At 65.4% G+C, this 24,443-nt stretch carries 21 protein-coding genes, 1 tRNA gene, 1 other RNA gene and 1 pseudogene; 6 read left to right on the plus strand and 18 right to left on the minus strand.

The window, feature by feature from the left end:
• The first annotated feature begins 172 nt into the window (after nt 1-172).
• A complete protein-coding gene (locus ACFWCF_RS10835) occupies nt 173-1,612 on the plus strand; it encodes a DEAD/DEAH box helicase (RefSeq protein WP_378490949.1) in 1,440 nt (479 codons plus the stop codon).
• A gap of 52 nt (nt 1,613-1,664) precedes the next feature.
• On the opposite strand, the gene ACFWCF_RS10840 is transcribed toward ACFWCF_RS10835, so the two are convergent.
• From ACFWCF_RS10840 to ACFWCF_RS10850, 3 genes are all read right to left on the minus strand, one after another.
• Nucleotides 1,665-2,687, minus strand: coding sequence for a CobW family GTP-binding protein (locus ACFWCF_RS10840; protein ID WP_378490948.1), 1,023 nt, complete (start codon nt 2,685-2,687; stop codon nt 1,665-1,667).
• A 134-nt stretch (nt 2,688-2,821) separates the two neighbouring features.
• A complete protein-coding gene (locus tag ACFWCF_RS10845; protein WP_378560773.1) occupies nt 2,822-3,460 on the minus strand; it encodes an MBL fold metallo-hydrolase in 639 nt (212 codons plus the stop codon).
• A complete protein-coding gene (locus tag ACFWCF_RS10850; RefSeq protein ID WP_378560776.1) occupies nt 3,457-4,542 on the minus strand; it encodes an S-(hydroxymethyl)mycothiol dehydrogenase in 1,086 nt (361 codons plus the stop codon). The genes ACFWCF_RS10845 and ACFWCF_RS10850 overlap by 4 nt, the downstream gene beginning before the upstream one ends.
• A gap of 259 nt (nt 4,543-4,801) precedes the next feature.
• On the opposite strand from ACFWCF_RS10850, the gene ACFWCF_RS10855 reads away from it, so the two are divergent.
• Entirely contained in the window at nt 4,802-6,583 is a 1,782-nt protein-coding gene (locus ACFWCF_RS10855; RefSeq protein WP_378560779.1) for a cutinase family protein, read from the plus strand.
• Between the two features lie 17 nt (nt 6,584-6,600).
• Here ACFWCF_RS10855 and ACFWCF_RS10860 read toward each other — a convergent pair whose 3' ends face one another.
• Nucleotides 6,601-7,878 (minus strand): LuxR C-terminal-related transcriptional regulator, encoded by a 1,278-nt coding sequence (locus tag ACFWCF_RS10860; protein ID WP_378560782.1) that lies wholly within the window; start codon nt 7,876-7,878, stop codon nt 6,601-6,603.
• 62 nt (nt 7,879-7,940) lie between these two features.
• Here ACFWCF_RS10860 and ACFWCF_RS10865 point away from each other — a divergent pair, with 62 nt between their 5' ends.
• Nucleotides 7,941-9,470 (plus strand): AMP-dependent synthetase/ligase, encoded by a 1,530-nt coding sequence (locus ACFWCF_RS10865; protein ID WP_378560785.1) that lies wholly within the window; start codon nt 7,941-7,943, stop codon nt 9,468-9,470.
• Here the strand turns inward: ACFWCF_RS10865 and ACFWCF_RS10870 are convergent.
• A complete protein-coding gene (locus ACFWCF_RS10870; protein ID WP_378560788.1) occupies nt 9,449-9,814 on the minus strand; it encodes a YybH family protein in 366 nt (121 codons plus the stop codon). The two genes, ACFWCF_RS10865 and ACFWCF_RS10870, sit on opposite strands and share 22 nt — an antisense overlap.
• 70 nt (nt 9,815-9,884) lie before the next feature.
• Between ACFWCF_RS10870 and ACFWCF_RS10875 the strand changes: the two genes are divergently transcribed.
• Nucleotides 9,885-10,760: a LysR family transcriptional regulator gene (locus ACFWCF_RS10875; protein ID WP_378560791.1), complete on the plus strand. Its 876-nt coding sequence runs from the start codon at nt 9,885-9,887 to the stop codon at nt 10,758-10,760.
• Here ACFWCF_RS10875 and ACFWCF_RS10880 read toward each other — a convergent pair.
• Nucleotides 10,755-11,762 (minus strand): AraC family transcriptional regulator, encoded by a 1,008-nt coding sequence (locus ACFWCF_RS10880; protein ID WP_378560794.1) that lies wholly within the window; start codon nt 11,760-11,762, stop codon nt 10,755-10,757. The genes ACFWCF_RS10875 and ACFWCF_RS10880 overlap by 6 nt on opposite strands.
• Nucleotides 11,763-11,867: 105 nt before the next feature.
• On the opposite strand from ACFWCF_RS10880, the pseudogene ACFWCF_RS10885 reads away from it, so the two are divergent.
• Nucleotides 11,868-12,206 (plus strand): annotated as a pseudogene (locus ACFWCF_RS10885) (SDR family NAD(P)-dependent oxidoreductase); the annotation flags it as partial.
• A gap of 574 nt (nt 12,207-12,780) precedes the next feature.
• On the opposite strand, the gene ACFWCF_RS10890 reads toward ACFWCF_RS10885, so the two are convergent.
• The 8 genes from ACFWCF_RS10890 to pgm all read right to left on the minus strand — a co-directional run bounded on the left by ACFWCF_RS10890 (nt 12,781) and on the right by pgm (nt 20,566).
• Nucleotides 12,781-13,806 (minus strand): methionine synthase, encoded by a 1,026-nt coding sequence (locus ACFWCF_RS10890; RefSeq protein WP_378560797.1) that lies wholly within the window; start codon nt 13,804-13,806, stop codon nt 12,781-12,783.
• 26 nt (nt 13,807-13,832) lie between these two features.
• Complete coding sequence (locus tag ACFWCF_RS10895; RefSeq protein ID WP_378560800.1) at nt 13,833-14,804, minus strand: putative oxygenase MesX; 972 nt, start codon at nt 14,802-14,804, stop codon at nt 13,833-13,835.
• Between the two features lie 232 nt (nt 14,805-15,036).
• Nucleotides 15,037-15,990, minus strand: a complete 954-nt coding sequence (locus ACFWCF_RS10900; protein WP_378560803.1) for a LysR family transcriptional regulator — start codon at nt 15,988-15,990, stop codon at nt 15,037-15,039.
• A gap of 146 nt (nt 15,991-16,136) precedes the next feature.
• Nucleotides 16,137-16,209: transfer RNA gene (locus tag ACFWCF_RS10905), tRNA-Ala, on the minus strand.
• Nucleotides 16,210-16,338: 129 nt separating this feature from the next.
• On the minus strand, nt 16,339-17,088 hold the full coding sequence (locus ACFWCF_RS10910; RefSeq protein ID WP_378560805.1) for a DsbA family protein: 750 nt from the start codon (nt 17,086-17,088) through the stop codon (nt 16,339-16,341).
• Entirely contained in the window at nt 17,085-17,615 is a 531-nt protein-coding gene (locus ACFWCF_RS10915; protein ID WP_378560807.1) for a MauE/DoxX family redox-associated membrane protein, read from the minus strand. The genes ACFWCF_RS10910 and ACFWCF_RS10915 overlap by 4 nt, the downstream gene beginning before the upstream one ends.
• A gap of 24 nt (nt 17,616-17,639) precedes the next feature.
• Nucleotides 17,640-18,875, minus strand: coding sequence for an MFS transporter (locus tag ACFWCF_RS10920; protein ID WP_378493027.1), 1,236 nt, complete (start codon nt 18,873-18,875; stop codon nt 17,640-17,642).
• A gap of 62 nt (nt 18,876-18,937) precedes the next feature.
• On the minus strand, nt 18,938-20,566 hold the full coding sequence (gene pgm, locus ACFWCF_RS10925; RefSeq protein WP_378560809.1) for a phosphoglucomutase (alpha-D-glucose-1,6-bisphosphate-dependent): 1,629 nt from the start codon (nt 20,564-20,566) through the stop codon (nt 18,938-18,940).
• 238 nt (nt 20,567-20,804) lie between these two features.
• On the opposite strand from pgm, the gene ACFWCF_RS10930 reads away from it, so the two are divergent.
• Nucleotides 20,805-21,512, plus strand: coding sequence for an excalibur calcium-binding domain-containing protein (locus ACFWCF_RS10930; RefSeq protein ID WP_378493029.1), 708 nt, complete (start codon nt 20,805-20,807; stop codon nt 21,510-21,512).
• A gap of 128 nt (nt 21,513-21,640) precedes the next feature.
• On the opposite strand, the gene ssrA is transcribed toward ACFWCF_RS10930, so the two are convergent.
• The 4 genes from ssrA to ftsX form a co-directional block, all read right to left on the minus strand.
• Nucleotides 21,641-22,011: a transfer-messenger RNA gene (gene ssrA, locus ACFWCF_RS10935) on the minus strand.
• A gap of 119 nt (nt 22,012-22,130) precedes the next feature.
• Nucleotides 22,131-22,985 (minus strand): EamA family transporter, encoded by an 855-nt coding sequence (locus ACFWCF_RS10940; protein WP_378560887.1) that lies wholly within the window; start codon nt 22,983-22,985, stop codon nt 22,131-22,133.
• On the minus strand, nt 22,982-23,455 hold the full coding sequence (gene smpB / locus ACFWCF_RS10945; protein WP_378493030.1) for an SsrA-binding protein SmpB: 474 nt from the start codon (nt 23,453-23,455) through the stop codon (nt 22,982-22,984). Before smpB ends, ACFWCF_RS10940 begins: the two co-directional genes overlap by 4 nt.
• Before the next feature lie 70 nt (nt 23,456-23,525).
• On the minus strand, nt 23,526-24,431 hold the full coding sequence (ftsX, locus tag ACFWCF_RS10950; RefSeq protein ID WP_378493031.1) for a permease-like cell division protein FtsX: 906 nt from the start codon (nt 24,429-24,431) through the stop codon (nt 23,526-23,528).
• Between the last annotated feature and the right edge of the window lie 12 nt (nt 24,432-24,443).

Consider the following 24,443-nt stretch of genomic DNA (forward strand, 5'->3'; position numbering starts at 1 on the left):
GGTTCGGGTGTCACGAAGACACTCACCGTCGTGGGATACCGGCGGCCCGGGATCGTGCCCGGCCCGCAAGCAAGAACAAGCATCGGCTTTCCTCGCGGCGATCACACCGCACCATCTCGGGATCACTTCCGTATGCGTGCACACACGCCGCAGTGAAAGGCAGCGCTGTTCTATGACTACATCCTTTTCCGATCTCGGGGTTCCCCGTCCTCTCGTCGCCGCATTGAGCGACTCGGGCATCACCAGCCCGTTCCCCATCCAGGCGGATACCCTTCCCGATTCCCTCGCCGGTCGTGACGTGCTCGGCCGCGGCAAGACCGGTAGCGGTAAGACCCTCGCGTTCTCGATTCCCCTCACCGCTCGCCTCTCCGGAGGTTCGACGCGCGCTGCAGGACGTCCCCGCGGTCTCGTGCTCGCGCCGACCCGTGAACTCGCCACCCAGATCGCCGCGGTCGTCGAGCCCCTCGCTCACACTGCGGGTCTGCGGGTCACCACCATCTTCGGTGGCGTGTCCCAGAACCGTCAGGTCGAGGCACTGCGACGCGGAGTCGACATCGTCATCGCATGCCCGGGCCGCCTCGAGGACCTGATGCGTCAGGGCTTCGTCAGCCTCGATTCCGTCGAACTCACCGTGCTGGACGAGGCCGACCACATGGCCGACCTCGGCTTCCTCCCCGGTGTCACCCGCATCCTCAACGCCACCGCCAAGGGCGGACAGCGTCTGCTGTTCTCCGCGACCCTGGACAACGGTGTCGACAAGCTCGTCAAGAAGTTCCTGCACAACCCGATCCTCCACTCGGTCGACGAGGCCAACTCCCCCGTTGCCGCGATGACCCACCACGTGTTCGATGTCGCCGGTGTCGACGCAAAGAAGGACCTCATCCGCACTCTCGCTTCGGGTACGGGTCGCCGAATCCTGTTCATGCGCACCAAGCATCAGGCGCGCAAGCTCGCCAAGCAACTCACCGACTCGGGTATTCCCGCGGTGGATCTGCACGGCAACCTTTCGCAGAACGCACGCGACCGCAATCTGGCGGCGTTCTCGTCGGGCGAGGCACGCGTACTGGTCGCAACGGATGTCGCGGCACGTGGTGTGCACGTCGACGACGTACAGCTGGTCGTACACGTGGATCCGCCGGCCGAGCACAAGGCTTACCTGCACCGGTCCGGCCGTACCGCACGCGCGGGCAGCGCCGGCGACGTGGTGACCCTCGTACTCCCGGATCAGCGCAAGGACCTCGCGATGATCATGCGTAAGGCGTCGATCAACGTCACACCGGTGAAGTCCACCGCCAACTCCGAGCACGTCCTCGCGCTCGTCGGTGAGATCGCAGCGCACGTACCGCCGGCTCCGGCCCAGGCTGCGGCGTCGGGTTCGAACAGGCCGGCGCGTAGCGGTGGCGCACGTCGCAGTGGCGGGTCCCGACAGGGCTCCGGTGCGCGCAGCGATGGCGGCGCACGCCAGGGCGGTTCGGCTCGGCAGGGATCGGGTGCGCGCAGCGGTTCCGCCGCTCGTCAGGGCGGCACGGGTGGCCGCCGCACCGCGGCCGGTCAGGGCGCCACAGGTGGCGCCCAGCGTCGGGCGCCGCGCAGCAGCGCAGCTGCTCGTTAGGCACAGCAGCGCAGCTGCTCGTTAAGCACAGCAGCCCTCCGTAGGAGGATTTTCAGCGTGGCGTGAACCGGTGGACGGCGTACATTGCGTCCGCCGACACCGGTTCACCGGCCACGCACCGACTCAGCTGCTCGCGCACCGAGTCGGATTCCAGATCAGCACCGATGACGACGAGCTGGGTTGTGCCCGGAACGTCGTCGCCGCGACCGGGTGTTTCGAATCGGATGTGGTCGCCGACCGTCTGCAGCAGATAGGTCGTCGAGCGCAGTCCCGCGGTGACCGTCACATAGCCTTTGATCCGGAAAACTCCCGCGGGCTGATTCTCGAGCAGATCGACGAGTGCGCGCGGATGCAGTGGTGCGTCGCTTTCGAACGTGATCGAGTCGTATCCGTCGTGCAGGTGCCGATGGTCGTGCTCGTCGTGTTCACGCAGCAGATCGTCGAGGGTGAGCTGTTGGCCGGGCCGCGGCTCGGCACGCTCGGAGAAGTCGAACAGTAGGCCGGGGTCTACCCGTCCGTGATCGGTCGAGACCACCGCCGCGCGGGCATTGAGTCCGCACAGGCGACCGAGCAGGTCGTCGTGTGTGTCGGTGTCGACGCGATCGGTCTTGTTGAGCAGAATCAGGTCGGCCATCGCAACGTGCTGGTCGAGTTCGGGATGCCGCTCCCGGGTGGCGTCGAACTCGTATGCGTCGACGACGAGCACCAGTCCCCCGTAGGTGATGTGTTCGTTCTCGGAGCTCACGACGAGCCGGATCATGTTGCGCGGTTCTGCCAGCCCACTCGCTTCGACGACGATGACGTCGAGGTCGGATCGTGGGTGCGCAAGCTTGTCGAGCATCGCGTCCATGTCGCTGACGTCGACCACGCAGCACAGGCATCCGTTGCTGAGCGACACCATCGAGTCGACCTGACCCGCGACCATCATGGAGTCGATGTTGACGGAACCGAAGTCGTTGACTATCACTCCGATCCGAGCGCCACGGGTGTTGCGCAACAGATGGTTCAGTAGCGTGGTCTTTCCCGACCCGAGGAAGCCTGCAACAACGACGACCGGAATCTTCCGTTTCGCCACGCGCTCTCCTTCGTCGACCGTCGTTCGCCCGGGCAACCCATGCTAGGACGTGCTTACCTCGGCCGAGGCACTCACCCTCGACACCGGTGCGCGGTTCCGGTCTCGAGTACTACCGGAACCGCGCACCGCTGATGTCAGTTGCCTCGCTTGATCCACTCCTCGAGGTGAGGTGATTCGGTACCGATGGTGGTGCCGTCGCCGTGTCCGGTGTGCACCGTCGTCTCCGCGGGCAAGCTGAACAGCTTGTCGCGGATGGACCCGATGATCGTCGGGAAATCCGAGAACGAACGTCCGGTCGCGCCCGGTCCACCCGAGAACAGGGTGTCGCCGGTGAACAGTTCTCCCGCCTCCGGCACGTACAGGCAGGTCGACCCCGGCGAATGACCCGGCGTCGAGATCGCCTGGATGTCGGTGCCCGCAACCGAGATTCGCTGCCCGTCCTCGAGCGTGCCGTGCGCGACCCCCGGATGGGTGGCTTCCCACAGCATGTTGTCGGCCGGGTTGAGCAAGATCGGCGCGTCGAATTTCTCGGACAATTCCGGTGCCACCGTGATGTGGTCGTTGTGCGCATGCGTGCACACGATCGCCAAGACCCTGCGGTTGCCGACGGCGTCGATGATCGGCTGCGCGGTGTGCGCCGCGTCGATCACCACCACCTCGTCGTCGTTGCCGACCAGCCAGATGTTGTTGTCGACCTCCCACTCGCCACCGTCGAGCGCGAACACGCCCGAGGTGACGACCCGGTCGATCCTGATGGGGCTCGTGGCGCTCACAACACCACCACCGAACGCAGAACTTCACCGCGGTGCATCGTCTCGAATGCCTTCTCGAGGTCGTCGATGCCGATGCGTTCGGTGACGAACTTCTCGAGCGGAAGACGTCCCTGCTGGTACAGGTCGACGTAGGTCGGGAAGTCGCGTTCGGGCAGGCAGTCGCCGTACCAGGAGCTCTTGAGGGAGCCGCCGTGTGAGAAGAAGTCGATGAGCGGCAGTTCGAGGGTCATGTCGGGGGTGGGAACACCGACGAGAACTACGGTGCCCGCGAGGTCGCGAGCGTAGAACGCCTGCTTGTAGGTCTCGGGACGACCGACGGCGTCGATGACGACATCGGCGCCGAATCCGCCGGTGATCTCCCGGATGCGCTCTACCGGGTCGACGCTCGTCGCGTTGATCACGTGGGTGGCACCGAGGTCGGTGGCCCACGCGAGCTTCTTGTCTTCGCGGTCGACGGCGATGATCGTGCCTGCACCTGCGAGCCGCGCGCCCATGATGGCGGCGTCGCCGACACCTCCGCAGCCGATGACGGCGACGGACTGCCCGCGGGTGACTCCGCCGGTGTTGACGGCGGCGCCCAGACCGGCCATCACGCCGCAGCCGAGCAGCCCCACGACCGCGGGATCGGCTGTCGGGTCGACCTTGGTGCACTGCCCTGCGTGGACCAGCGTCTTGTCGGCGAACGCGCCGATACCCAGTGCGGGCGACAGCTCCGTGCCGTCCTCGAGGGTCATCTTCTGGGTCGCATTGAACGTCGAGAAGCAGTACTGCGGCTGTCCGCGTTTGCACGCGCGACACTGGCCGCACACGGCACGCCAATTCAGGACGACGAAGTCGCCCACCTCCACCGAATCGACGCCGTCACCGACGGACTCGACGACCCCGGCCGCTTCGTGGCCGAGCAGGAACGGGAACTCGTCGTTGATACCGCCCTCGCGGTAGTGCAGATCGGTGTGGCACACGCCGCACGCCGCGATCGCGACGACGACCTCGCCCCGTCCCGGATCCGGAATGACGATGGGCACGACCTCGACCGGAGCACCCTTTGTGCGTGCGACGACTCCGCGGACTGTCTGCGACATGTGGTCTCTCCTTCGTGACGTGGCCGGCTCGTGAGGTACCAAGCGCGGCCGGTGGTACCGACCCTATCGCCCGCACACCGTCGGTGTACCTGGTCGAACGAGGGGATGCACCCATCCGAACGGCCAGGCGCCCCGGCTGCGTTTCCAGTTGTCCGTGCCATACACGTGTAACGCACAGGTCTGTTTATGCGACGTGTGTGGTGACCCGCCTGCGTCGACACAGGGATGTTCGACAGGTGAGAACGGATTGGAAAAGCCCATGGCATTTGGAAAGTCGTCCTCACGCCGCAGAATTCTTGCCGGTGTGCTTGCGCCCACTGCTCTCGGAGTTGCGGCGGCAGTCGCGATCGCGTGGCCTCAACCTGACGTACCCACCGTCGCAGACCCCGCCCTCGCGGGTATGGCATCGACAGCCGACTGCCACGACATGGTCAGCATCGGCATCGGTGGTCGCGGAGACACCCCCCGCGACCAGACGAAGATGCTCGTCGACGCCAACGGAAACAAGCTTCCTGCCGCGCAGCAGGGTGCGTACAACAGCCACTGGGTGAACCCGGTGATCAACGCACCGCTGAAAGACCATGAGAAAGACAACGGATATGCGGCGATCTATGTCGAGTATCCCGCCGACCTTGCGAGCTATGACGACGCCGTGAACACCGGTGCCGCCAATACCATCAAGGTCATGCAGGCGATTCAGGCCTCGTGCCCCGACACCCAGTTCGCCATCGTGGGCTTCAGCGAAGGCGCCGACGTCGCAAGGCGCGCAGCGATGCAGATCGGTAGCCAGGAGAAAGGCGAAGACGGCTCCTGGGCCATCCTCGATCCCGATTCGGTCAGTGGTGTCGTGATCCTCTCCGATGCCGGCCGCGATGCAGGCGGAGGATTCTTCCCGGGCGCCGAGAACGGCACCCCTGACGGCTTCGACCGTCCGTACGATCCCGAAGCGGGAGCAGCCCCCGGCGGCGGAGTGCTCCCCGGAACCGGTGGTGGTTTCGGCCATCTCAACGGCAAGGTTGCCTCCTTCTGCTCCGAAGGCGACTTCGCATGCTCGACACCGGAGAACATCGCGCTGATCGAGCTTCTCGTCAACGTCGGCCGTCAGGTCAACGGTGATGCATTCGAACGTGAGGGACTGACGCCCGCCACCGGCGCGGACCTCGCCCAGGTCGTCGGTCGCGTCGCGCTGCTGGCGCTCGCCGACATCGACGCCAACGAGAACTGGATGCGCTCGGACGAGACCTTCCTCGACGTCCTGATCAAGGTGTCCGACCCCGCCTACGACCCGGCTGCCGTCACAGTCACTCCCGTCGCAGCCGACGGTACCGAGCCTATCCCCGCGGACCGCCTGGCCAACCTCGCGTATCTCCCGGAGAAGCTGCTCAAGGAAGTCGTCGGATTCGTCACGAGCAACCAGAACACCCTCGCGGTGATTCTGAGCGACCCGTACGACCAGACCTTCGGCTACAACGAGGAAACCCGGGATCACTACGGTCACCACTTCGACTACTGGGACGACGACGTCGACGGCAAGGGCACGACCACCGTCGAATATGCGGCCGCCTGGCTCAACCACCTTGCCGAACAGGCCAAGCAGGGCAAGCCTGTCTCCAAGGACGCCGAAGCGAAGGCCGTGCGCATGATGGCCGCTGCGGAGGCCGCCGAGAGCGCAGAGACATCTGCGACCACGGAGACATCCGAGACCACGCCGACGTCGGAGACCCCGGCGGGAACGGACGCACAGGCGCCCATCGAGGCGGGCATCGCACCGGCACCCTCGGAGCTCGCACCGGGCGCTCCCGCACCGGTCGTCGATCCGGCCCTCACCGCTCCGGCGGCCACGCAGGCACCGATCGTCCCGGCAGCTCCGGGACCTGTCGCCGGCACCGAAGGTGCAGTGACACCGGGGACACCGGGGACACCGGCCGCAGAGTCGACGACCGGGACCCCGACCGGCGAGCCCACCACCGGCGAACAGCCGGGCATCACCTCGCCGACCACCACCACTACGACGACCCCGCAGGCGCAGCCGGTCTCCTGAGAACCGAGAACTCGACGTCAGCCCGCGGCTTTGACACCGGCCTCAGCACCGAGTGCCGCTGCCTCGCCGCGGGTACTGACGTCGAGTTTTCTCATGAGGCTCGCAACGTGGAACTTGACGGTGGATTCACTGACTCCCAGGCGTTCTGCAATCACCCGATTGCGTCGCCCCGCGACGAGGTGCTCGAGTACCTCGATCTCGCGAGCACCGAGCCCGGCCAGCGCATCGGCCGCGGCCCCGCCGGTTGCCGGGATCGGCAGATCCAGGGGCAGTGTCGCGCTCACGCGGCACCCCCATCCGTCCGTCGACTCGGATTCGATGGTGCCTCCCATGGTTTCGACCCGGTCGCGTAGCTGACGTTCGAGTTCGACCGCGTCTATCTCACCGCGGCCGTCGTCTCGAATATCGACACCGAGTTGCGCCCCGTCGCAGCGCCACGCCACCCGGATGCGCGTGACCTCACTCTGCGCCGACATGGCGAGGACCGCTCCGCGGGCCAGCGCGCGGGCGGCATGCGCGACCTCGCCCGGCAGTGCGCGTCCGTGGACGGACGGGGCCACCATCTCCAACTCGAGGCCGCGATGACGAACGAGCGACCGCAATTCACCGTGCATCCGGGCGAACGCCGTCGTCACCGCCTCCTCCGCCAGCTCTCGGTGCGCGTCGACGGCCGAGCGCAGGGCGATCAGCGCACTCGTCGCGGTGTCGCGTGCGGTGGTGCGGGCACGGCTGTCGTCGAGGTCCTTCGAACGCAGGGTCGCCAGGATCGTTTCGAGTGTGACGGCGTGTGCTTCCGTGAGCTCGGCGACGGTACGCGCCCGCTCCGCGGATGCTGCCCTCGATTCCGCAAGGTATGCGGGGCTCGCGCTGTGCACCTGCAGCTGAATGCCGGTCGCGACAACCGTGAACAGCGACCGCACCAGCTCGAGGGACGCAGCGGATGCCCGTGCCCCTCGCGGTACCACCACGAGAAGGGTGTCGGTGCGGTCCAGCATCACGCACACGTCCCGATCTCGTCCCGCAACCCGAGCCGGGCCCCTTCGGATCTCTCCTGCCGTCAGGTCGGTGCGGATACGGTCGAGCTCCGCAATGGTGACCCGATCGACGATCGTGGGATCGCCCGCCACCTTGCGTGGCCGTCCGGTGCATTCCCGCGTGAACACGACGAGTGCGCTGTGCGGAACGAAAGCATCGATCAGCACCGAGAAGCGCTGACCCATCTCGGTGAGCGGGCCTACCAGCACGTCCCTCAGGTCGGTGATCAGAATGTCGGGACGAGGCGGCGCAGTACTCACGGACTCACGATATCGGCCGGTATCATCCGATTCAGCCCCGGTCGCAGTAGGAGGTGTTCGGTATGGGCACCGGCGTCGCGGCGAACACCGACCGCGGGCCCGGCACCGTCCCACACCTGTTCCTCGACCGGGTGCGTCGCTCTCCCTCCGGGGAGGCGTACGCGTACCCGGCTGGTGGCGGCTGGCGTCGTGTCACGTGGTCCGGTGTGTACGCCGCGGTCGTACCTCTGGCAGCAGGATTGATCGCCCGCGGTGTCGTTCCCGGCGCACGGGTCGCGATGTGCGCTGCCACGAGCTACCACGCCATCCTGGCCGATCTCGCCATCACGTGCGCCGGCGCCGTCACGGTCCCGATCTATCCGGCGACGCGGGACGACGAGGTCCGCACACAGATCCACCGAGCCGGGGCTGTGCTCACGTTCGCCGACCGGCCGGTTCTCAGCAGTCCCGTTCAACGACTCGATCGGCTCGACGACCTCGCGACGGAAGGCAGAGTCCTGCTGTCGTCCGACCCGGAAGCGGTGTCACGCCGGATCGATGCACTGTCCGCGGACGATCCGGCGTGGCTGATCTATACATCGTGCGACGACGGTCGGACGAAGGCCGCGCGTCTGACTCATCGCGCCGCGAGCTACGGCGCGGCCGCGGTGGCGCAGACCGGCATCGTCTCCCCTACCGATCGCCAGCTACTGTGGCTCCCCCTCGCGCATGTGTTCGGTCGCGCATTGCTGCTGTTGGGTATACATGTCGGTTTCCCCACCGCAGTGGATGGTCGCGCAGACCGGGTCGCGGACAATCTGCGGGCCACCCGGCCGACGTTTCTCGGATCGGTTCCACACGTGCTCAGCAAGGTCTGCGCCCTCGACGAGGAGGATCTCGGAGGTCGACTGCGATTCGTCATCTCGGGTTCAGCGCGGTTGAGCAGCGAGGTGATCGACCGCTTCGACCGCCGAGGCGTTCCCGTCCTCGAGTGTTACGGGATCACCGAGACCGCCGGACCTTCATGCGCGAACCTTCCAGACACCCGGCGGTTGGGTACCGTCGGTGTTCCTTTACCCGGAACACGGATCGGCATCAGTGAAGCCGGAGAACTGCTCATTCGAAGCCCCGGTGTCATGACCGGGTACGACAACGACCCGGCGGAGACGGCCGCGGCACTCGACGCCGAAGGCTGGTTTCACACCGGCGATCTTGCACGCGTCGATGCGGACGGGTTCGTCACGGTCACCGGACGCAAAAAGGAAGTGTTCAAGACCAGCACCGGAAAGTACGTGTGCCCGGGTGCGATATCCGAACGATTTCGCACACTACGGCCGGGTGCCGAACTCGTCGTCGACGGCGAATTGCGCCCGTACTGTGTAGGGCTCGTGTTCACTGCGCTCCCCGACCCGGTCGTCGATGCCGCCCTCGGCCACTTGAATTCGACCTTGAACCACTGGGAGCAGCTCCGGCGGTTCGCGGTGATCCGCACGCCGTTGGATACGCACGACCGGGACGAGGCAGGGAGGCCGATCCGCGATCGGGTGCTCGCACGGTACGCCGCGGTCGTCTCCGGGCTGTACGAGCGCGGTCAGTTCCGGAATTCCGGTTGATCGAGCAGGCGTAGCCAGCTGCCGTCCGGCTGTCGACGCACCACCTGGGCTCGCGCCCCGGCACCGTCGCCGGGAGGCGTGCTCGTGAGCGCAATATCGTCGCTGACCAGCGTCGGAAGCGACTCTTCCGGTTCGAATCGTGGCCGGTTCGCGAGGACCGCAGCCCACAAGTCCCGGATCGCAGCCCGTCCGACGGTCGTCTGCCCCGGCGGATATGCCATCACTGCGTTCTCTTCGTAGAGTGCTGCCACGCCGTCCGCGTCGCCCGCATTGGACCGTTCGACGAAGAACCTGGTGAGGTCCTCTGGGCGGTAGGCCTTCTCGTGGTGCATCTCGTGTGTCATCTCTCCAGCTTTGGGCACTCCGATCGAGAAGTCCAACAGATTGTTCTTATCAGATCTAGAATTGTTGGTTATGGAACTGAGGCAGCTCGAGTACTTCGTCGCGGTCGCCGAGGAACGCAATTTCACCCGCGCCGCCGACCGGGTACACATCAGTCAGTCCGGCGTGAGCGCCCAGATCCGGCAACTCGAACGTGAACTGGGCGCCGCACTGTTCGAACGTTCTGCGCGCCTCGCCACCCTCACCACCGCGGGCAAGGTCGCCCTCGAACATGCCAGGGCAACACTGGATTCCGCGAACTCGGTGCGGATCGCCGTCGACGAGGTCTCGGCGGTGATCCGCGGCGAGCTGGCGGTCGGCATGGTCACCGCGTGCACGGTGACACCCCTGTTCGACGCGTTGTCGCTGTTCCACCGCGCCCATCCCGGCGTCGCGGTCACACTGCTGGAGGACTCGTCCGATCGCCTCGTCGAGCGGGTGCGGTCACGCGAGATGGATGTTGCGCTCGTCGGCACGGCGTACGGCCCTCCCGACGACCTCGAGTCGATCCTCCTGATCCAGGACCGGCTCGTCGCGGTAGTACCCGACGAGCATCCGCTGGCGCGGCGGCCGGGCATCGGGCTCGCCGAGGCCACGTCCCACCCGCTGGTGTGCCTGCCCATCGGTACCGGTATCCGATCGGTCCTCGACATTGCATGCCGTGCTCGCGGTATCGAACCGGCCATGGCGATGCAGGCGAGTGCACCCGATGCGGTCGTCGATCTCGCCGCACGGGGTCTCGGCGTTGCGATCCTGAGCGAATCGATGGTGGCACCTCGAACAGGGCTCTCGATCGCTGTCATCGACGACGTCGACGTCCCTGCGACGTTGTCGCTGATCTGGTCGGTCCCGGCAAGTCCCGCGCTGGGAGTACTGCTCACCCATCTGCGGCACGCCTTCGGCTCATGACTCCACGCTATGACCCGTGCGGTACGCGTTCCTGTAGTCCGAGGGCCGGATGCCCACGGTCCGCGTGAAGGCCGCACTGAAGGAGAACGCGTCTGCGTAGCCGACCTCGCGGGCGATGCCGGCGATCGTGGAGTCGGTGCCACGAAGCCGATCTGCGGCGATGGCCATGCGACGCCCGGTCAGATACCGAATCGGGGATTCGCCGAGCAGTTCGGTGAAGCGCCGAGCGAACCACGCGCGTGACACCCCCGCTTCGGCAGCGAGGTCCGTGACATTCCACAGGTGGCCAGGATGCTCGTGGATCAGCGTCAACGCCTGTCCGACGGCCGGATCTGTCTGCGCGCGGTACCACCCGGGGACCGGGGCGCCAGGCCGCGCGAACCAGGCTCGCAACGCGACGATGAGCGTCAGGTCGAGCAACCGGTCGAGCACGAGCTGCTGGCCCGGCGCGTCCCGAACGACCTCGTCCGCGAGTCGACATACCACCCAGTCCGGAACCTCACCGGCGGGCACCACCAGCACGTCCGGCAGAGCCGCGAGCAATCTGTCGTCGACGTCCCCTGCAACTTGGTAGGTGCCGTACACGACGATCGTCGTGTCCGCGCCCGGTGTCGCCGAGGCAGTTCGCCGACCGGTCTGCAGCTTTTCGGTGACGTCGACCCCGCCGGGTGTCGTGTAGCGATCGCCGGGCAGCGCGACGAGTTGCGGCGCGATTCCCGGCTCATCGGCCACCGTGTACGGCGACCGAAGGCTGACGATCGCGACGTCGCCCGGCCCGACTCGAACTGGCTCGGCGTCGTCGATGAGCACCCACATGTGACCTTCGATCACCGCGACGAGCATCAGCGGTGCGCCGTCCGCGATGCGGATCGACCAGCCACGGGCCATCCCGGCCCGGTAGAGCACCGCACGGCGGGCTCGGACCCCATCGAGAAGATCGGTCAGAAGGTCGATGTGGCCATCGTAGAACGGCTGGTCCGTCGACTCGGTGGACGCGCACACATACGTACGAGAGTCGCAGAGATGGATCACCCTCGGCAGGCGAGGTTGACTGGACACATCACCGCAACCGACCGAACCGGAGGTACCGTCATGACGACCATCGTGATGACCGGCAGCAGTTCAGGATTCGGAGAGATCGCCGCACGGCTGGCCCGTGAGAAGGGCGCAGATATGCTCGTCGGTGCGCGCACGGTGTCGACGAATTTCATTCCGGTGGATCTGGCGTGCCTCGACTCGGTCCGCGCGTTCGCTGAGACGGTCCGGGAACGTCTCGGCGACACGCCCCTCGACGCACTGGTACTCAACGCCGGGTTGATTCTCCCCAACGATGCCGAACGTACCCACGACGGGTTCGAGACGACCTTCGCCGTCAACCATCTCGCGCACTATCTGCTGGTGCGCCTGTTGCTGCCTTCATTGGCAGAGGGATCCCGCATCGTGATCACCACGAGTGGAACACACGACCCTGCCCTCCGCACCGGGTTGGAGGCGCCGCGGCACGCCGACGCCGACCTGCTCGCGCACCCTGACCGCGACCCCGAGCGACACCCGGCACCGAAGCGGGCCGGACAGCATGCCTACACCGCGTCGAAGCTGTGCAACGTACTGACCGTCCGAGCGCTGCGCGTACATCCCGACATCCGTGCCCGGCACATCACGGCGCTGGCATATGACCCCGGGCAGGTCTTCGGCACCGGGTTGGCTCGAAGCCTGCCTCGTCCGCGACGTATCGCATGGTCGATATTCGGGACGGTCCTCGGCGCTCCGCTGCGGCGGTTCGACCGCACGATGAACACGCACGTCGCTGCGGGAACAGCCCTGGCATCTCTCGTCTCCGGCAGGACGATTCTTCCACCCGGCCGCTGTTACGCGGCGCTGCGCAGCGGACGATTGATCTTCCCGGATCCGTCGACGCTCGCACGCAGGGACGACGTGGCGCGCGCGTTGTGGAACGACAGTGCGCGGATGGTCGGGCTGACGGTCGATCAGAGCGTCGGGACGCTAGTCGGCGGAGTCGCTAGGACAATTCACGTCGCAGGAGTTCAGCCCCAGCGGCGAGCGCGACCATCTTGTCTCGTGCGACGCGTCGGCCCAGTGGCGCCATACCGCAATTGGTACTCGGGTGGAGCTTGTCTGCGTCAACAAACGGGAGTGCGCGACGAAGGGTTGCGGCGACCTCTTCGGGCGTCTCAATGGTGTCGCTCGCCACGTCGATCGCTCCCAGCATGACCTTCTTGCCCCGAAGCAGTTCGATCAGGTCAACAGGTACTCGCGAATTGTGACTCTCCAGCGACACGATGTCGATCGATGACTGTCGCAGCAGTGGAAACGACTCTTCGTACTGGCGCCACTCGGCCCCGAGCGTTGCCTTCCAGGCGGTGTTGGCTTCGATGCCGTAGCCGTAACAGATGTGAACGGCAGTTTCGCAACTCAGCCCTTCGGTCACACGCTCGAGCGCCGCTACGCCCCAGTCTTTCAGTTCGTCGAAGAACACGTTGAACGCGGGCTCATCGATCTGGATGATGTCGACGCCGGCGGCTTCCAAGTCCTTTGCTTCTTGGTTCAGGATAGTTGCGAACTCCCATGCGAGCATTTCGCGACTCTTGTAGTGGTCGTCGTAAAGCGTGTCGATCATTGTCATAGGACCAGGCAAGGCCCATTTGATGGGCTGGTCGGTCGCTGCTCGAAGACGTGTCGCATCCGCTACGAACACTGACTTTTCGCGACTCACCGCGCCGACAACCGTCGGGACGCTCGCGTCGTAGCGTTCACGAATTCGCACGGTCTCGCGCCGGTCGAAGTCAACGCCACTGAGGTGCTCGATGAACGTGGTCACGAAATGCTGACGCGTCTGTTCACCATCGCTGATGATGTCGAGCCCGGCATGACGCTGCTCATGTGCTGCGAGCGTCTGGGCGTCGAGTTTCCCTTCGCGCAGTTCGTCGTCTCGCAACTTCCACGGCGACCAGAGCTTCTCCGGCTCCGAAAGCCACGAGGGCTTGGGCAGGCTACCGACGATCGAGGTGGGCAGGAGCGTGTTCATCTTTGGTACCTTTCGGTCTCGGACGGTCAGGCGGATTGCTTGGTAGCCCACCGTTCAAGAACAGCGCCATACGGTTTCATGAGATTCACCTCGGTGAACTTTCCCTGTGTGGTCGCGAGCCGAGTGCGCTCAACACGGTCGTAGCTCACCTGCGGAAGTGAATAGTTGCCGTTGTCGAGACTCGGCTGGTACACCTCCGACGCCGCAGTGTTCGCGTTGTAGATCTCGGGACGATAAATCTTCTGAAACGTCTCCATCGTCGCGATCGTTCCCGCGAGTGCGAGCAACGAATAGTCGTTGAGCAAGTCACCACGGTGGTAGAAGGCCAATGGAGCGACGGACCCCTGAGGCATGAAGTAGCGAGCCCTGAGCCCCATCTTCCCGAAGTACTGATCGGTGAGCGACTTCTCATCTGCCACATACTCCGCCCCAAGGATCGGGTGGCAATTCGTGAGCCGACGGTACGTCCTGGACGTCGAAACGCTGATGCAGATGACTGGAGGCTGCGAGAACCGTTCGCGATACTCGTCCGATTCAACAAAACGCTGAAAGACCTGTCCGTGCAGATAACCGAAGTCGCTGGGGATTCCCGTCGCTTGGTGCCCCGGGAGCCGAACGCTGAAATCGTAGTCGCGAATGTACGAGGAGAAGTTGTTTCCGACGATGCCCTCCGTGCGGGCGCCCGTGGTGGTATCGACGATGTCGACGTCGAGCACTTCGATCACCGGAAACGCAGCGTCATCCCCGGTCGACGCGAGATGCAGGTCCACCGAAACGATGTCGAGTTCGAGTGCGTAGCGGTCACCACGCGGATTGTCCCAGTGCACCAACTCGTTGACACGGGTGTTCATCATCGTCACCGCGTTGCACAGATTCTGCCGACGATGCTCGCCGCGTGCGAGATTCGCGAAGTTTGTCGTGCCGCGCGAGTTGGTCGACGGGGTGTAGTCCTCATTGAAGCGCGTCGTGCCAATACTGAAAACACACTCGGTCGTCATGCTGATCAGTTGCCCCAATACTTGCGGTGAATGCAGCGACGAGCGCGTCACCGCACGAGTTCACTGCCTGAGTTTTCGCAGCACTTCAACCGAATCTCCCGATCATCCAGGGCCGATCTTTCGGGCCGAGAACACCCGGGAGCCGACTGTCCGAAGTGGCGTGGAAGTCAGTGTAAGTAGACCCGACGGCATAGCCTAATTACTTTTTGCGATAGCTGGATATAGCCCATCCCTATGCCAGCAGATCAACTCCGAACCCCGAAACGACGTCGCGCATCTCCGCCACGAATCGCTGAGCCTGGCCGGTCAGAGACACCGAGGCATGACCGATCCAACCGATCTCGATGCGATCGTCCACGTCGAGAGGAACAGCGACGATAGACGGATCGAGATCGTCCGAGACGATACCGGTGGAGATGGTGTACCCACCCAGACCAATCATGAGGTTGAAGATGGTCGCTCGATCGCTCACCCGAATGTCTTGCTTCGATGAACGGGTGGAGAGGATCTCTTCAGCGAGGTAGAAGGAGTTGTTCACGCCCTGGTCGAACGTGAGGCGGGGCAAATCGTCAAGATCACTCAGCGTCACACTCTTTCGCCCTGCAAGAGGGTTCGTGCGGGCGATGAAGATATGCGGCGACGCCAGAAACAGCGGCGTGAAGACCAGCCCTGCTTCGCGAATCAGCTTGTTGATCACGTTTGCGTTGAACCCGTTGCGATAGAGCACACCTAGCTCACTTCGCAGCGTGCGAACATCCTCGATGATGTCCCACGTGCGGGTCTCTCGAAGACTGAACGCGTACTCCGCAGCCTCAGACGCCTTCACCATGCGGGCGAAGGCGTCGACGACGAATGAGTAGTGCTGAGTTGATACGGCCAGGAGCCGGCGCGAGGGCCCGCGGCCAAGATACCGCTGTTCCAGGAGTTCCGATTGCTCGACCACCTGGCGCGCGTAGCCGAGAAATTCCGCCCCGTCTTCTGTGAGCCGCACCCCACGGGTCGAGCGAACGAAGAGCGTACGTCCCACGCGACTTTCGAGGTCCTTCAGCGCGGCCGACATGGTCGGTTGAGCGATATAAAGCAGGTCCGCCGCCGCACTGATGGATCCTTCGGCGGCCACCTCCACGAAGTACCGCAACTGCTGAAGGGTGATTCCCCGCACCGTTCCCGCGATGTCCCGTGCCATAGCAAAAACCTATCGCACCTGCATACCTCGCCGACGCTGCGGATGACCGGTGCGCCTTCCATGGGCGCGTCGGCGACGACCGGCTCGAGACGGCCCCGGACGATGACAAACCCGCTCCGACTCAGTCGGAGCGGGTTTCGTGATTGTGGAGCTAAGGGGACTCGAACCCCTGACCCCCACACTGCCAGTGTGGTGCGCTACCAGCTGCGCCATAGCCCCATATTTCATTCTCTCTGCGTCCGGGGGAACCCCTCGCGCTGAAAGAAAAACTACACCATCGATCTCTGAGCCAACAAATCGACTGGTCAGGGCGGTGACGAGCGGCAGCGCCCGTCACCGCCCGGCCGGTCAGCCCGCGAGCTCGGACACCCAGTTGTCGTTGCCGAGCGCATCGATGACGGTTCCGTTCTGGATGACAGCCGGAGTGCCTGCTGCACCCGTCGTGGCGAGCAGCTGCCGACCCGCCTCCGCGGACTCCGCAGCCTGCTCGACGCGAGCCCCGTCGGCGATGCACGACACCGCGGCGTCGGATGCTCCGGCGTCCCGGGCCATCTGCGCGAGCTGCTCGTTGCTGTGATCACCGTCGCCACCCTCTGCCGGCTGGTTGTCAGGTGAGAAGACTGCAGCATGGAAGGCAGAGAACGCACTCGCGTCGCCGGTGTCAGCGACACACTGGTTCGCCGCGACGGCTCGCGTCGAGTAGTCACCGCTGCTCGACAATCGGTCGAGGAACGCCAGGATGTGGTAGCGAACCGCGATTGTGCCCTCGTCGATGGCCTGTGCGAGTTCCTGGCCGTGCTTGTGCTCGAGTTCGGCGCAGTAGGGGCACATCGGATCTTCGAAGACGTCGATGGTCGTGGCAGCGTCCGGCAGACCGAGCAGAATCGTGCCGTCATCGTCGAGGTTCACCTCCACGGCAGCGTTGCTCACACTGCCGTACCCGTCGTTACGGGGACCGGAGCTATCCGACTGCCACAGCACTCCGCCGATGACGAGCACCGCGATGATGACGACCGCGACACCACCGAGGATGTAGGTGGACTTGTTCGACGTCGGCTCCGGCGTGTATTTGACCGGCTTGACCTTCTTGGCATTCACGAATGCTGTCCTTCGTTGATCGGTGAATTGTCCGGCTTCACTCTGCCACCGGGGTCTGAGTTCGTCCTGAGAGCGGCCCGGGAACGCGGACCGAGCGCAAGGGGTGTGCGCGGGAACACCGTCAACCACACCGAGAGCGCGAGGAACCCGACGTCGCGGGCGATCTCACGGGCATAGTCACCACCGTCGATCCCTTCCGCTACGCCACCACCCCCGAAGCAGCCGCAGTCGATGGACAACCCTCGAGTCCAGGCCGACACGATCGCGCCGATGAGCACGACCAACGCCACCCCGGACGCCACCGCCGCGGGTCGCACGGCGAGGCCGGCCAGCAACAACAGACCGAGGACGAGTTCGACCATCGGGAGCGCCGCAGCGACGGGTCTCACCATGTCGGCGGGCAGGAGTTGATAGGCGCGGACCGCGACGACGGTCTGCGTCGGATCGGCGAATTTGATCCACCCGGAGATCAGCCAGACCGCAGCGAGACCGAGCCGCGCCGCTGCGGAGACGATGCGAATCCACACGGGTAGACAGTACAGACGAACCGGTCAGCGGTCCGTGCCCCCGGTCACCGGTTTCTCGGGGACCGGTTCGGTGACCGGCACGCCCTGACGCGGAGCCCGTGCCAAGGCCCACGGAATCACCGCCGCAAGCATGATCGCCCCGGTCACAGCGAATGCCACCGAATAGGACCAGCGTTCTGCGATCATGCCCGCGACGATCGGGCCGATGACGGCTCCGATATCTGCGGTCATCTGGAACGTGGCGAGCACCGGACCACCGCGGGCCTTGCTTCCGACCACATCGGCGATCGCGGCCTGCTGGGAGGGGTTGATCAGCCCGGACCCGACGCCTGCGATGAACGACGTGATCAGGAACACTGACAGGTTGTCGGACAACCCCAACGCGATCGTGCTGACTCCGCAGACGACGAGTCCGCCGAGTACGAACGGGCGACGCCCGTATCTGTCGGACCACGCTCCTGACTTGACGAGCACCAATGCGTTGCCCACTGCGAATGCGGTGAGAGCGACGCCGGCAATCCCTTCGCTCTGATTCAGTGCTTCGACGACGAACAGCGGGACCATCGCGACGCGGACGCCGAACACCGCCCAGCCGTTGGCGAAGTTGGAGGCGAGCGCCGCACGGTAGGTCGACGATCCGAGCGCGGTGCGTAGCCGCATCGCTGGGGTACCGTCGCCCGATGCCGGTTGCGCCAAGTGCGACTTGCGCAGGCTGATACCGACCACGGCCGCGGCGACGAGGAGCGCAACGGCGTAGATGAGGAACGGGACCCGCAACCCGAGTCCGACGAGAGCGCCACCGAGGAGCGGTCCACCGATGTTGCCTAGCAGGAAACTCGTGGCATACAGCGCGGACACGCGGCCGCGCGCGTCGGGCGGCGCGATGCGCACGAGCAGCCCCAGCGCAGCCACGGTGAACATCGTCGAGCCGATGCCGCCGAGCCCTCGGAAGACCAGGAGCTGCCAGTAGGTCTGTGCGAAGGCACACGCCCCCGTCGACAGGGCGACGATGAGAACACCGGTGATGTAGATGGGCCGCTCGCCCAATTTCTGGACGAGCATTCCGCTGGCGGGAGCAAACGCGAGGCGCATGAAGGCGAACGCGGAGATGACGACTGTGGCAGCGGTGATACCCACATCGAAGCTCCGCGCGAACTGCGGCAATGCGGGAGCGACGAGACCGAAGCCGAGGGCGATGACGAAACTCGCCGCAACGAGCACCCAGATTTCCCGTGGCAGAGCCACGTCACGTGTACGCATATGGGGCAATGTTAGCGACGCGCACGACCAGGCCCGGTTCGAGCCCGGCTGGCGCAGCTTCCTCAGCCCAAGACCGACGACACCAGTTCACGCGCCGCGGCCTGCACCTGCGCGAGGTGCTCGGGGCCGTTGAACGACTCGGCATAGATCTTGTACACATCTTCGGTGCCGGAGGGCCGCGCCGCGAACCACGCGTTCTCGGTCGTCACCTTCAGGCCACCGATCGCTGCGCCGTTGCCGGGTGCGGCAGTGAGTGTCGCGGTGATCTTCTCCCCGGCGAGGTCGGTTGCGCTCACCTGCTCGGGCGACAGTTTCGCCAGGATCGCCTTCTGCTCTCGTGTCGCAGGCGCATCGACTCGCGCGTAGGCCGGATTTCCGTATCGGCCGGCGAGTTCGGCGTACCGCTGAGAGGGTGTCGCACCGGTCACCGCGGTGATCTCGGCGGCCAGTAACGCGAGCACGATGCCGTCCTTGTCGGTGGACCACACCGACCCGTCATGACGCAGGAACGAAGCCCCCGCGCTCTCCTCGCCCCCGAATCCGAGACTGCCGTCGAGCAGGCCCGGCACGAACCACTTGAACCCCACCGGTACCTCGAGCAGGTCGCGTCCCAGCCCCGCTGCGACCCGATCGATCATCGACGAACTCACGAGTGTCTTGCCGACCTTGCTGCTCTCGGACCAGCCCGGCCTGTTCTGGAAGAGGTAGTCGATGGCCACCGCGAGGTAGTGGTTGGGGTTGAGCAGACCGCCGTCGGGCGTGACAATGCCGTGACGGTCCGAGTCCGCGTCGTTTCCGGTCGCGAGGTCGTACTTGTCGCGAGCACCGATGAGCGAGGCCATTGCGTTCGGCGACGAGCAGTCCATCCGGATCTTGCCGTCGGTGTCGAGTGTCATGAATCGCCAGGTGGCGTCGACGAGCGGGTTGACGACAGTGAGGTCGAGACGGTGCCGGTCGGCGATCTCGCCCCAATAATCGACGGAGGCGCCGCCGAGCGGATCGGCCCCGATCCGCAGGCCTGCGGCCCGAATCGCTTCGAGGTCCACGATGTTCGGTAGGTCGTCGACGTAGGTGCCGAGGAAGTCGTAGCGACCGGCCGCGGCCAGTGCGTCCGCTGCCGGAACACGCTTGACTGCCGCGAGGCCCACGGCGAGGAGTTCATTGGCGCGGGCGGCGATGACGGAGGTGGCGTCGGTGTCAGCGGGTCCGCCGTGCGGCGGGTTGTATTTGAACCCTCCGTCGCGGGGCGGGTTGTGCGACGGGGTCACGACGATGCCGTCCGCCGCCGCACCGGCGCCGGAATTGTGGCGCAGGATCGCATGGCTGACCGCAGGGGTCGGTGTGTATCGATCGCGGGAATCGATCACCACTGAGACGTCGTTGGCGATCAGCACCTCGAGCGCGGTCGTCCACGCGGGCTCGGACAGCGCGTGTGTGTCGCGGCCGAGAAACAGCGGACCGGTCGTGCCCTGCGATGCGCGATATTCGACGATGGCCTGGGTGGTGGCGAGGATGTGCTGCTCGTTGAAAGCGCCGTCGAGACTGGATCCGCGGTGCCCGGAGGTTCCGAACGCGACCTGCTGAAATGGGTCCTCGGGGTCGGGTCGGATCGTGTAGTAGGCGGTCACCAGGTGCGCCAGATCCACCAGGTCCTCGGGTGCTGCCTGCAGTCCCGCTCGTTCGTGCGCCATGGGTCCTCCTCGTCGAACGCGTGTGGTGACCATCTTGCCCGCGGCAGGGTGCGTACGCGCGGCATCCTGGGCCGCCCGCGTCGGAACGCGTAGGCGGGCTCGCCGTATGCACCGCGGTGAAGGTAGTCGCACGACGAATCCGTCCGTGAACGTGCATGTAACCGCTGGCCACAGTTGTAACGGTTCGTTTGGGGGTGACGACAAGCTCGCCAAGTGAACTTCGAGATCGGAAACAACTGTGAACCCACCCGCCGGCTGGCATCCCGACCCCTATTTCGACCCGAATATCGAACGATACTGGGACGGGCAGCAGTGGACCGACCACACCCGTCCCGTCGGTAGCAACGACCCGACCACGATGTTCGGCGCCGTCACTCGCCCCGGCGACCCGGAGACCTCGTCCGCAACCAAGCGTCGTCGGTGGCCGTGGATCGCAGGGGCCGCTGCCGTCGGAGTCTTCGGTGTCGCAGCCCTGACCGGCGGAACCCCCGACGAACAGGCCCCCGCAACCACCGCCGTGGCAACGACGTCCGAAGTAGCGCCCACCACGACCACCCCTCGCACGACCACCACCTCCCGCACCACCACAACCACCACATCGCTCGTGCCCGACTCGACCACGACGGTTCCGGCGCTCGCACCGGCAGCACCGCGGACAACGACCACCGCGACGCCGTATGTGGCCCCGGACCCGACCTACACGGCTCCCGCGACAACCGAGCCGACACCCGCATACACGCCGCCACCCGAACCCGCCTACACAGCGCCGCCCGCCTACACAGCGCCGCCCGCGTACACGCCACCACCGGTGGCCGACACTCCCTCCAGCGTGTACTACAAGAACTGCACTGCGGCACGGAATGCGGGAGCCGCTCCGGTACGGATCGGCCAACCGGGTTACGGCACTCATCTCGATCGCGACGGCGATGGTGTCGGCTGCGAGTGACGCGGTCGACAAGCGCAACTGCCGATCGCGTGAGCATCGGCGGTCCGGCACCTCGGCGCCCGGTGGGCTCGCGAACCCATGAAAATACCCCGGGTGGGAGACCTGAACTGGTCTCCCACCCGGGGTTTCGGTGGAGCTGCCGGGAATCGAACCCGGGTCCTCCGCCGCCTTGCCAAGGCTTCTCCGTGTGCAGTCCGCTATGTCTCTGCTTGGATCTCCCGGTCTCGCGAACAAGCCGTGATGACGATCCCAGTCACTGTTTGATGTCCCATCCGACTCCGCGACCGAGCCGGTAGGTAAAGCCCTCTAGCTGATGCCAGTACCCGACCCGAGGGCGAGATCGGACTGACAGACACGCTTCGCTACTTAGGCAGCGAGAGCGTAGTCGCGCTGATTGGAATCGGCGCTTAATTGGTTGCAGCGACGCTTACGGTGGTCTCTTGCCTGCACCGACACGCTTCCCTTGACTCAACGTACGTAGTCGAAACCGTTCAGCCCCGTACGCGCCTGCGACGTTCGCAGGACTACCCATACTAACGTCACGCGCATCCGATGTCATTCCCATTTTCGGCGCCGCGCCGATGACGCCGATCACAGCGCTGCCTTGTCGGGAGTAACTCAGGTCGCAAGGGTGATCATCACGACGGCAGTGAGCGCAAGCGCCATGCCGGCGTACTGGCCGCGACCGAGCCGCTCCCCCAGCACAACCAGCGCCAGCAACACCGTGGCCGCGGGATAGAGCGCACCGACAACGCTGACCAGCGAGAGCATCCCACCCTGGAATGCGAAGAGCATGGCGGCATTGGCCACGACATCGAGCAGCGCAACGGCCACGACATGCGGATACAGCATCCGCGGCGGACCCGAGAACTGCCGCATCGCCACCGCCGCACCCCACACGACCGCACTCGCTGCCAGACGCTGGATCACCAGCGGCCAGAGACCGGTGCCGTCGGGCACCTGGTCGAGCGAGATGAACGTGAGGGCGAACGCGACACCACCTGCCACGGTGAGCCCCGCGACACGAAGAGTGAAGATCGGATGATCGTCACCACCGACGGTCTCCTGCGACTCACGGCTGACGAACACGACCGCGACGAGGGCGACGACGATTCCGACGACCGCGAGCGGCCCCGGCCGCTCCCCCGCGGCGAGGCCCGCGAGCGCCGGGATGCCTGCCACCAGCAGCGCGGTCACCGGGGACACCACAGACATCGGGCCGGACGCGAGGGCGCGGTAGAACCACCAGACCGCGAAGCCCCCGAACAGGCCGGAAGCGGCACCCCAGACGAGGGATTTCGCTGTGACGTCGCCGCCCGCGAAGGGTGCGATCGCCAGAGCCATCACCAGCGACAGCGGATACGACGCCACGACGAACGCCAGCGCCGTGGCACGCCGCGAGGCGACACCACCGAGAAAGTCGCTGATCCCGTAGCCGACTGCGGCCACGAGAGCCAAGAGGACCGCGGTCAGCGCATTCCCTTCACGCGCCTGCCGAGCTCGCGGGTCACCTCGCGTTCTGCAGTACGGCGAGCGAGGTCCTGTCGCTTGTCGTAGTCCTGTTTACCCCGCGCGAGCGCCAACTCGACCTTGACCTTGCCGTCGGAGAAGTACATCGACAGCGGGACCAACGTCTGGTTTCCCTCACGGGTCTTGCCGACGAGCGCGTCGATCTCGCGTCGGTGCATCAGCAACTTGCGGGTCCGGCGCGGCGCATGGTTGGTCCAGGTGCCGTGCCCGTACTCCGGGATGTGCAATCCGCGCAGCCACACCTCGCCGTCGTCGACCGTCGCGAACGCGTCGACGAGTGACGCCTTACCTTCCCGTAGAGCCTTCACCTCGGTGCCGACGAGCGCGATACCCGCCTCGTACGTGTCGATGATGGCGTAGTTGTGCCGCGCCTTACGGTTCGTGGCGATGACCTTCCGGCCCTTTTCCTTCACGTGCAGGCCTTTCAGGTTTCACGATCGGTCGAAGAAGAACACAGTCCAGCATAGGAACCCGCACAACTCGTTATTCACGCACGTACATGCGCAACGTCGCGTACGCGGTGATCGCAGCCATACCCACGCCGACGAGGACGAGGAACGGCGACACGAGCAGGATGTCGCTGTCGGTGATTCTCGCCACGATGTTCGCGCCGTAGACCTCGGAGAGCATGTCGTCGATGAACAGCGACTTGGCGGCGAACAGCCCGCCGATCGCGAGCGCAGCACCGATGATCGCGGCAACGACGGCTTCGACGAGGAACGGCAGCTGGGTGTACCAGCGGGTTGCGCCGACGAGACGCATGATGCCGACCTCGGTGCGGCGGGTGAACGCAGCGATCTGCACGGTGTTGGCGATCAGCAGGATCGCTGCGATGGCCTGGATGGTCGCGATCGCGAACGCGGCGTTGCGGATACCGCCGAGAACGCCGAACAGACGCTCGACGAGATCCTGCTGGTTGAGGACGCTGTCCACACCGGGCCGCTCTGCAAAATCGGTCTGGATGATCTCGAAACTCGACGGATCCGACATCTTCACCTTGAACGACGCGGGGAAGCTCTCGGGGCTGACCAACGCGGCCAGTTCCGGCTGATCGGCGAAGACGCGGTCGGTCGCGTCGGCCACGGCGTCGTCGCGGCTGAGGTACTGGACCGACACCACATCGTCGGTGTTCTCCAGGTCTGTGCGCAGGGTGCTGCAGATGTCCTGCTCACATTCCGGGTCGAGCGACGAGATGTCCTCGGTGAGGAACACCTGTATCTCCACACGGTCGAGGAAGATCTTCTGCGTCTTGCCTGCCATCTGGACGACCAGCAGGCCCGCACCGAACAGGGCAAGCGAGATCGCGGTGGTGAGGATCATCGCGACGGTCATGGTGAGGTTGCGGCGCAGGCCGGTGGTGACCTCGCTGAACAGGAAGCTGGCGCGCATGGGGTGTGTAGG

The sequence above is a fragment of the Rhodococcus sp. NPDC060090 genome, from assembly GCF_042729855.1.
GTDB lineage: Bacteria > Actinomycetota > Actinomycetes > Mycobacteriales > Mycobacteriaceae > Rhodococcus.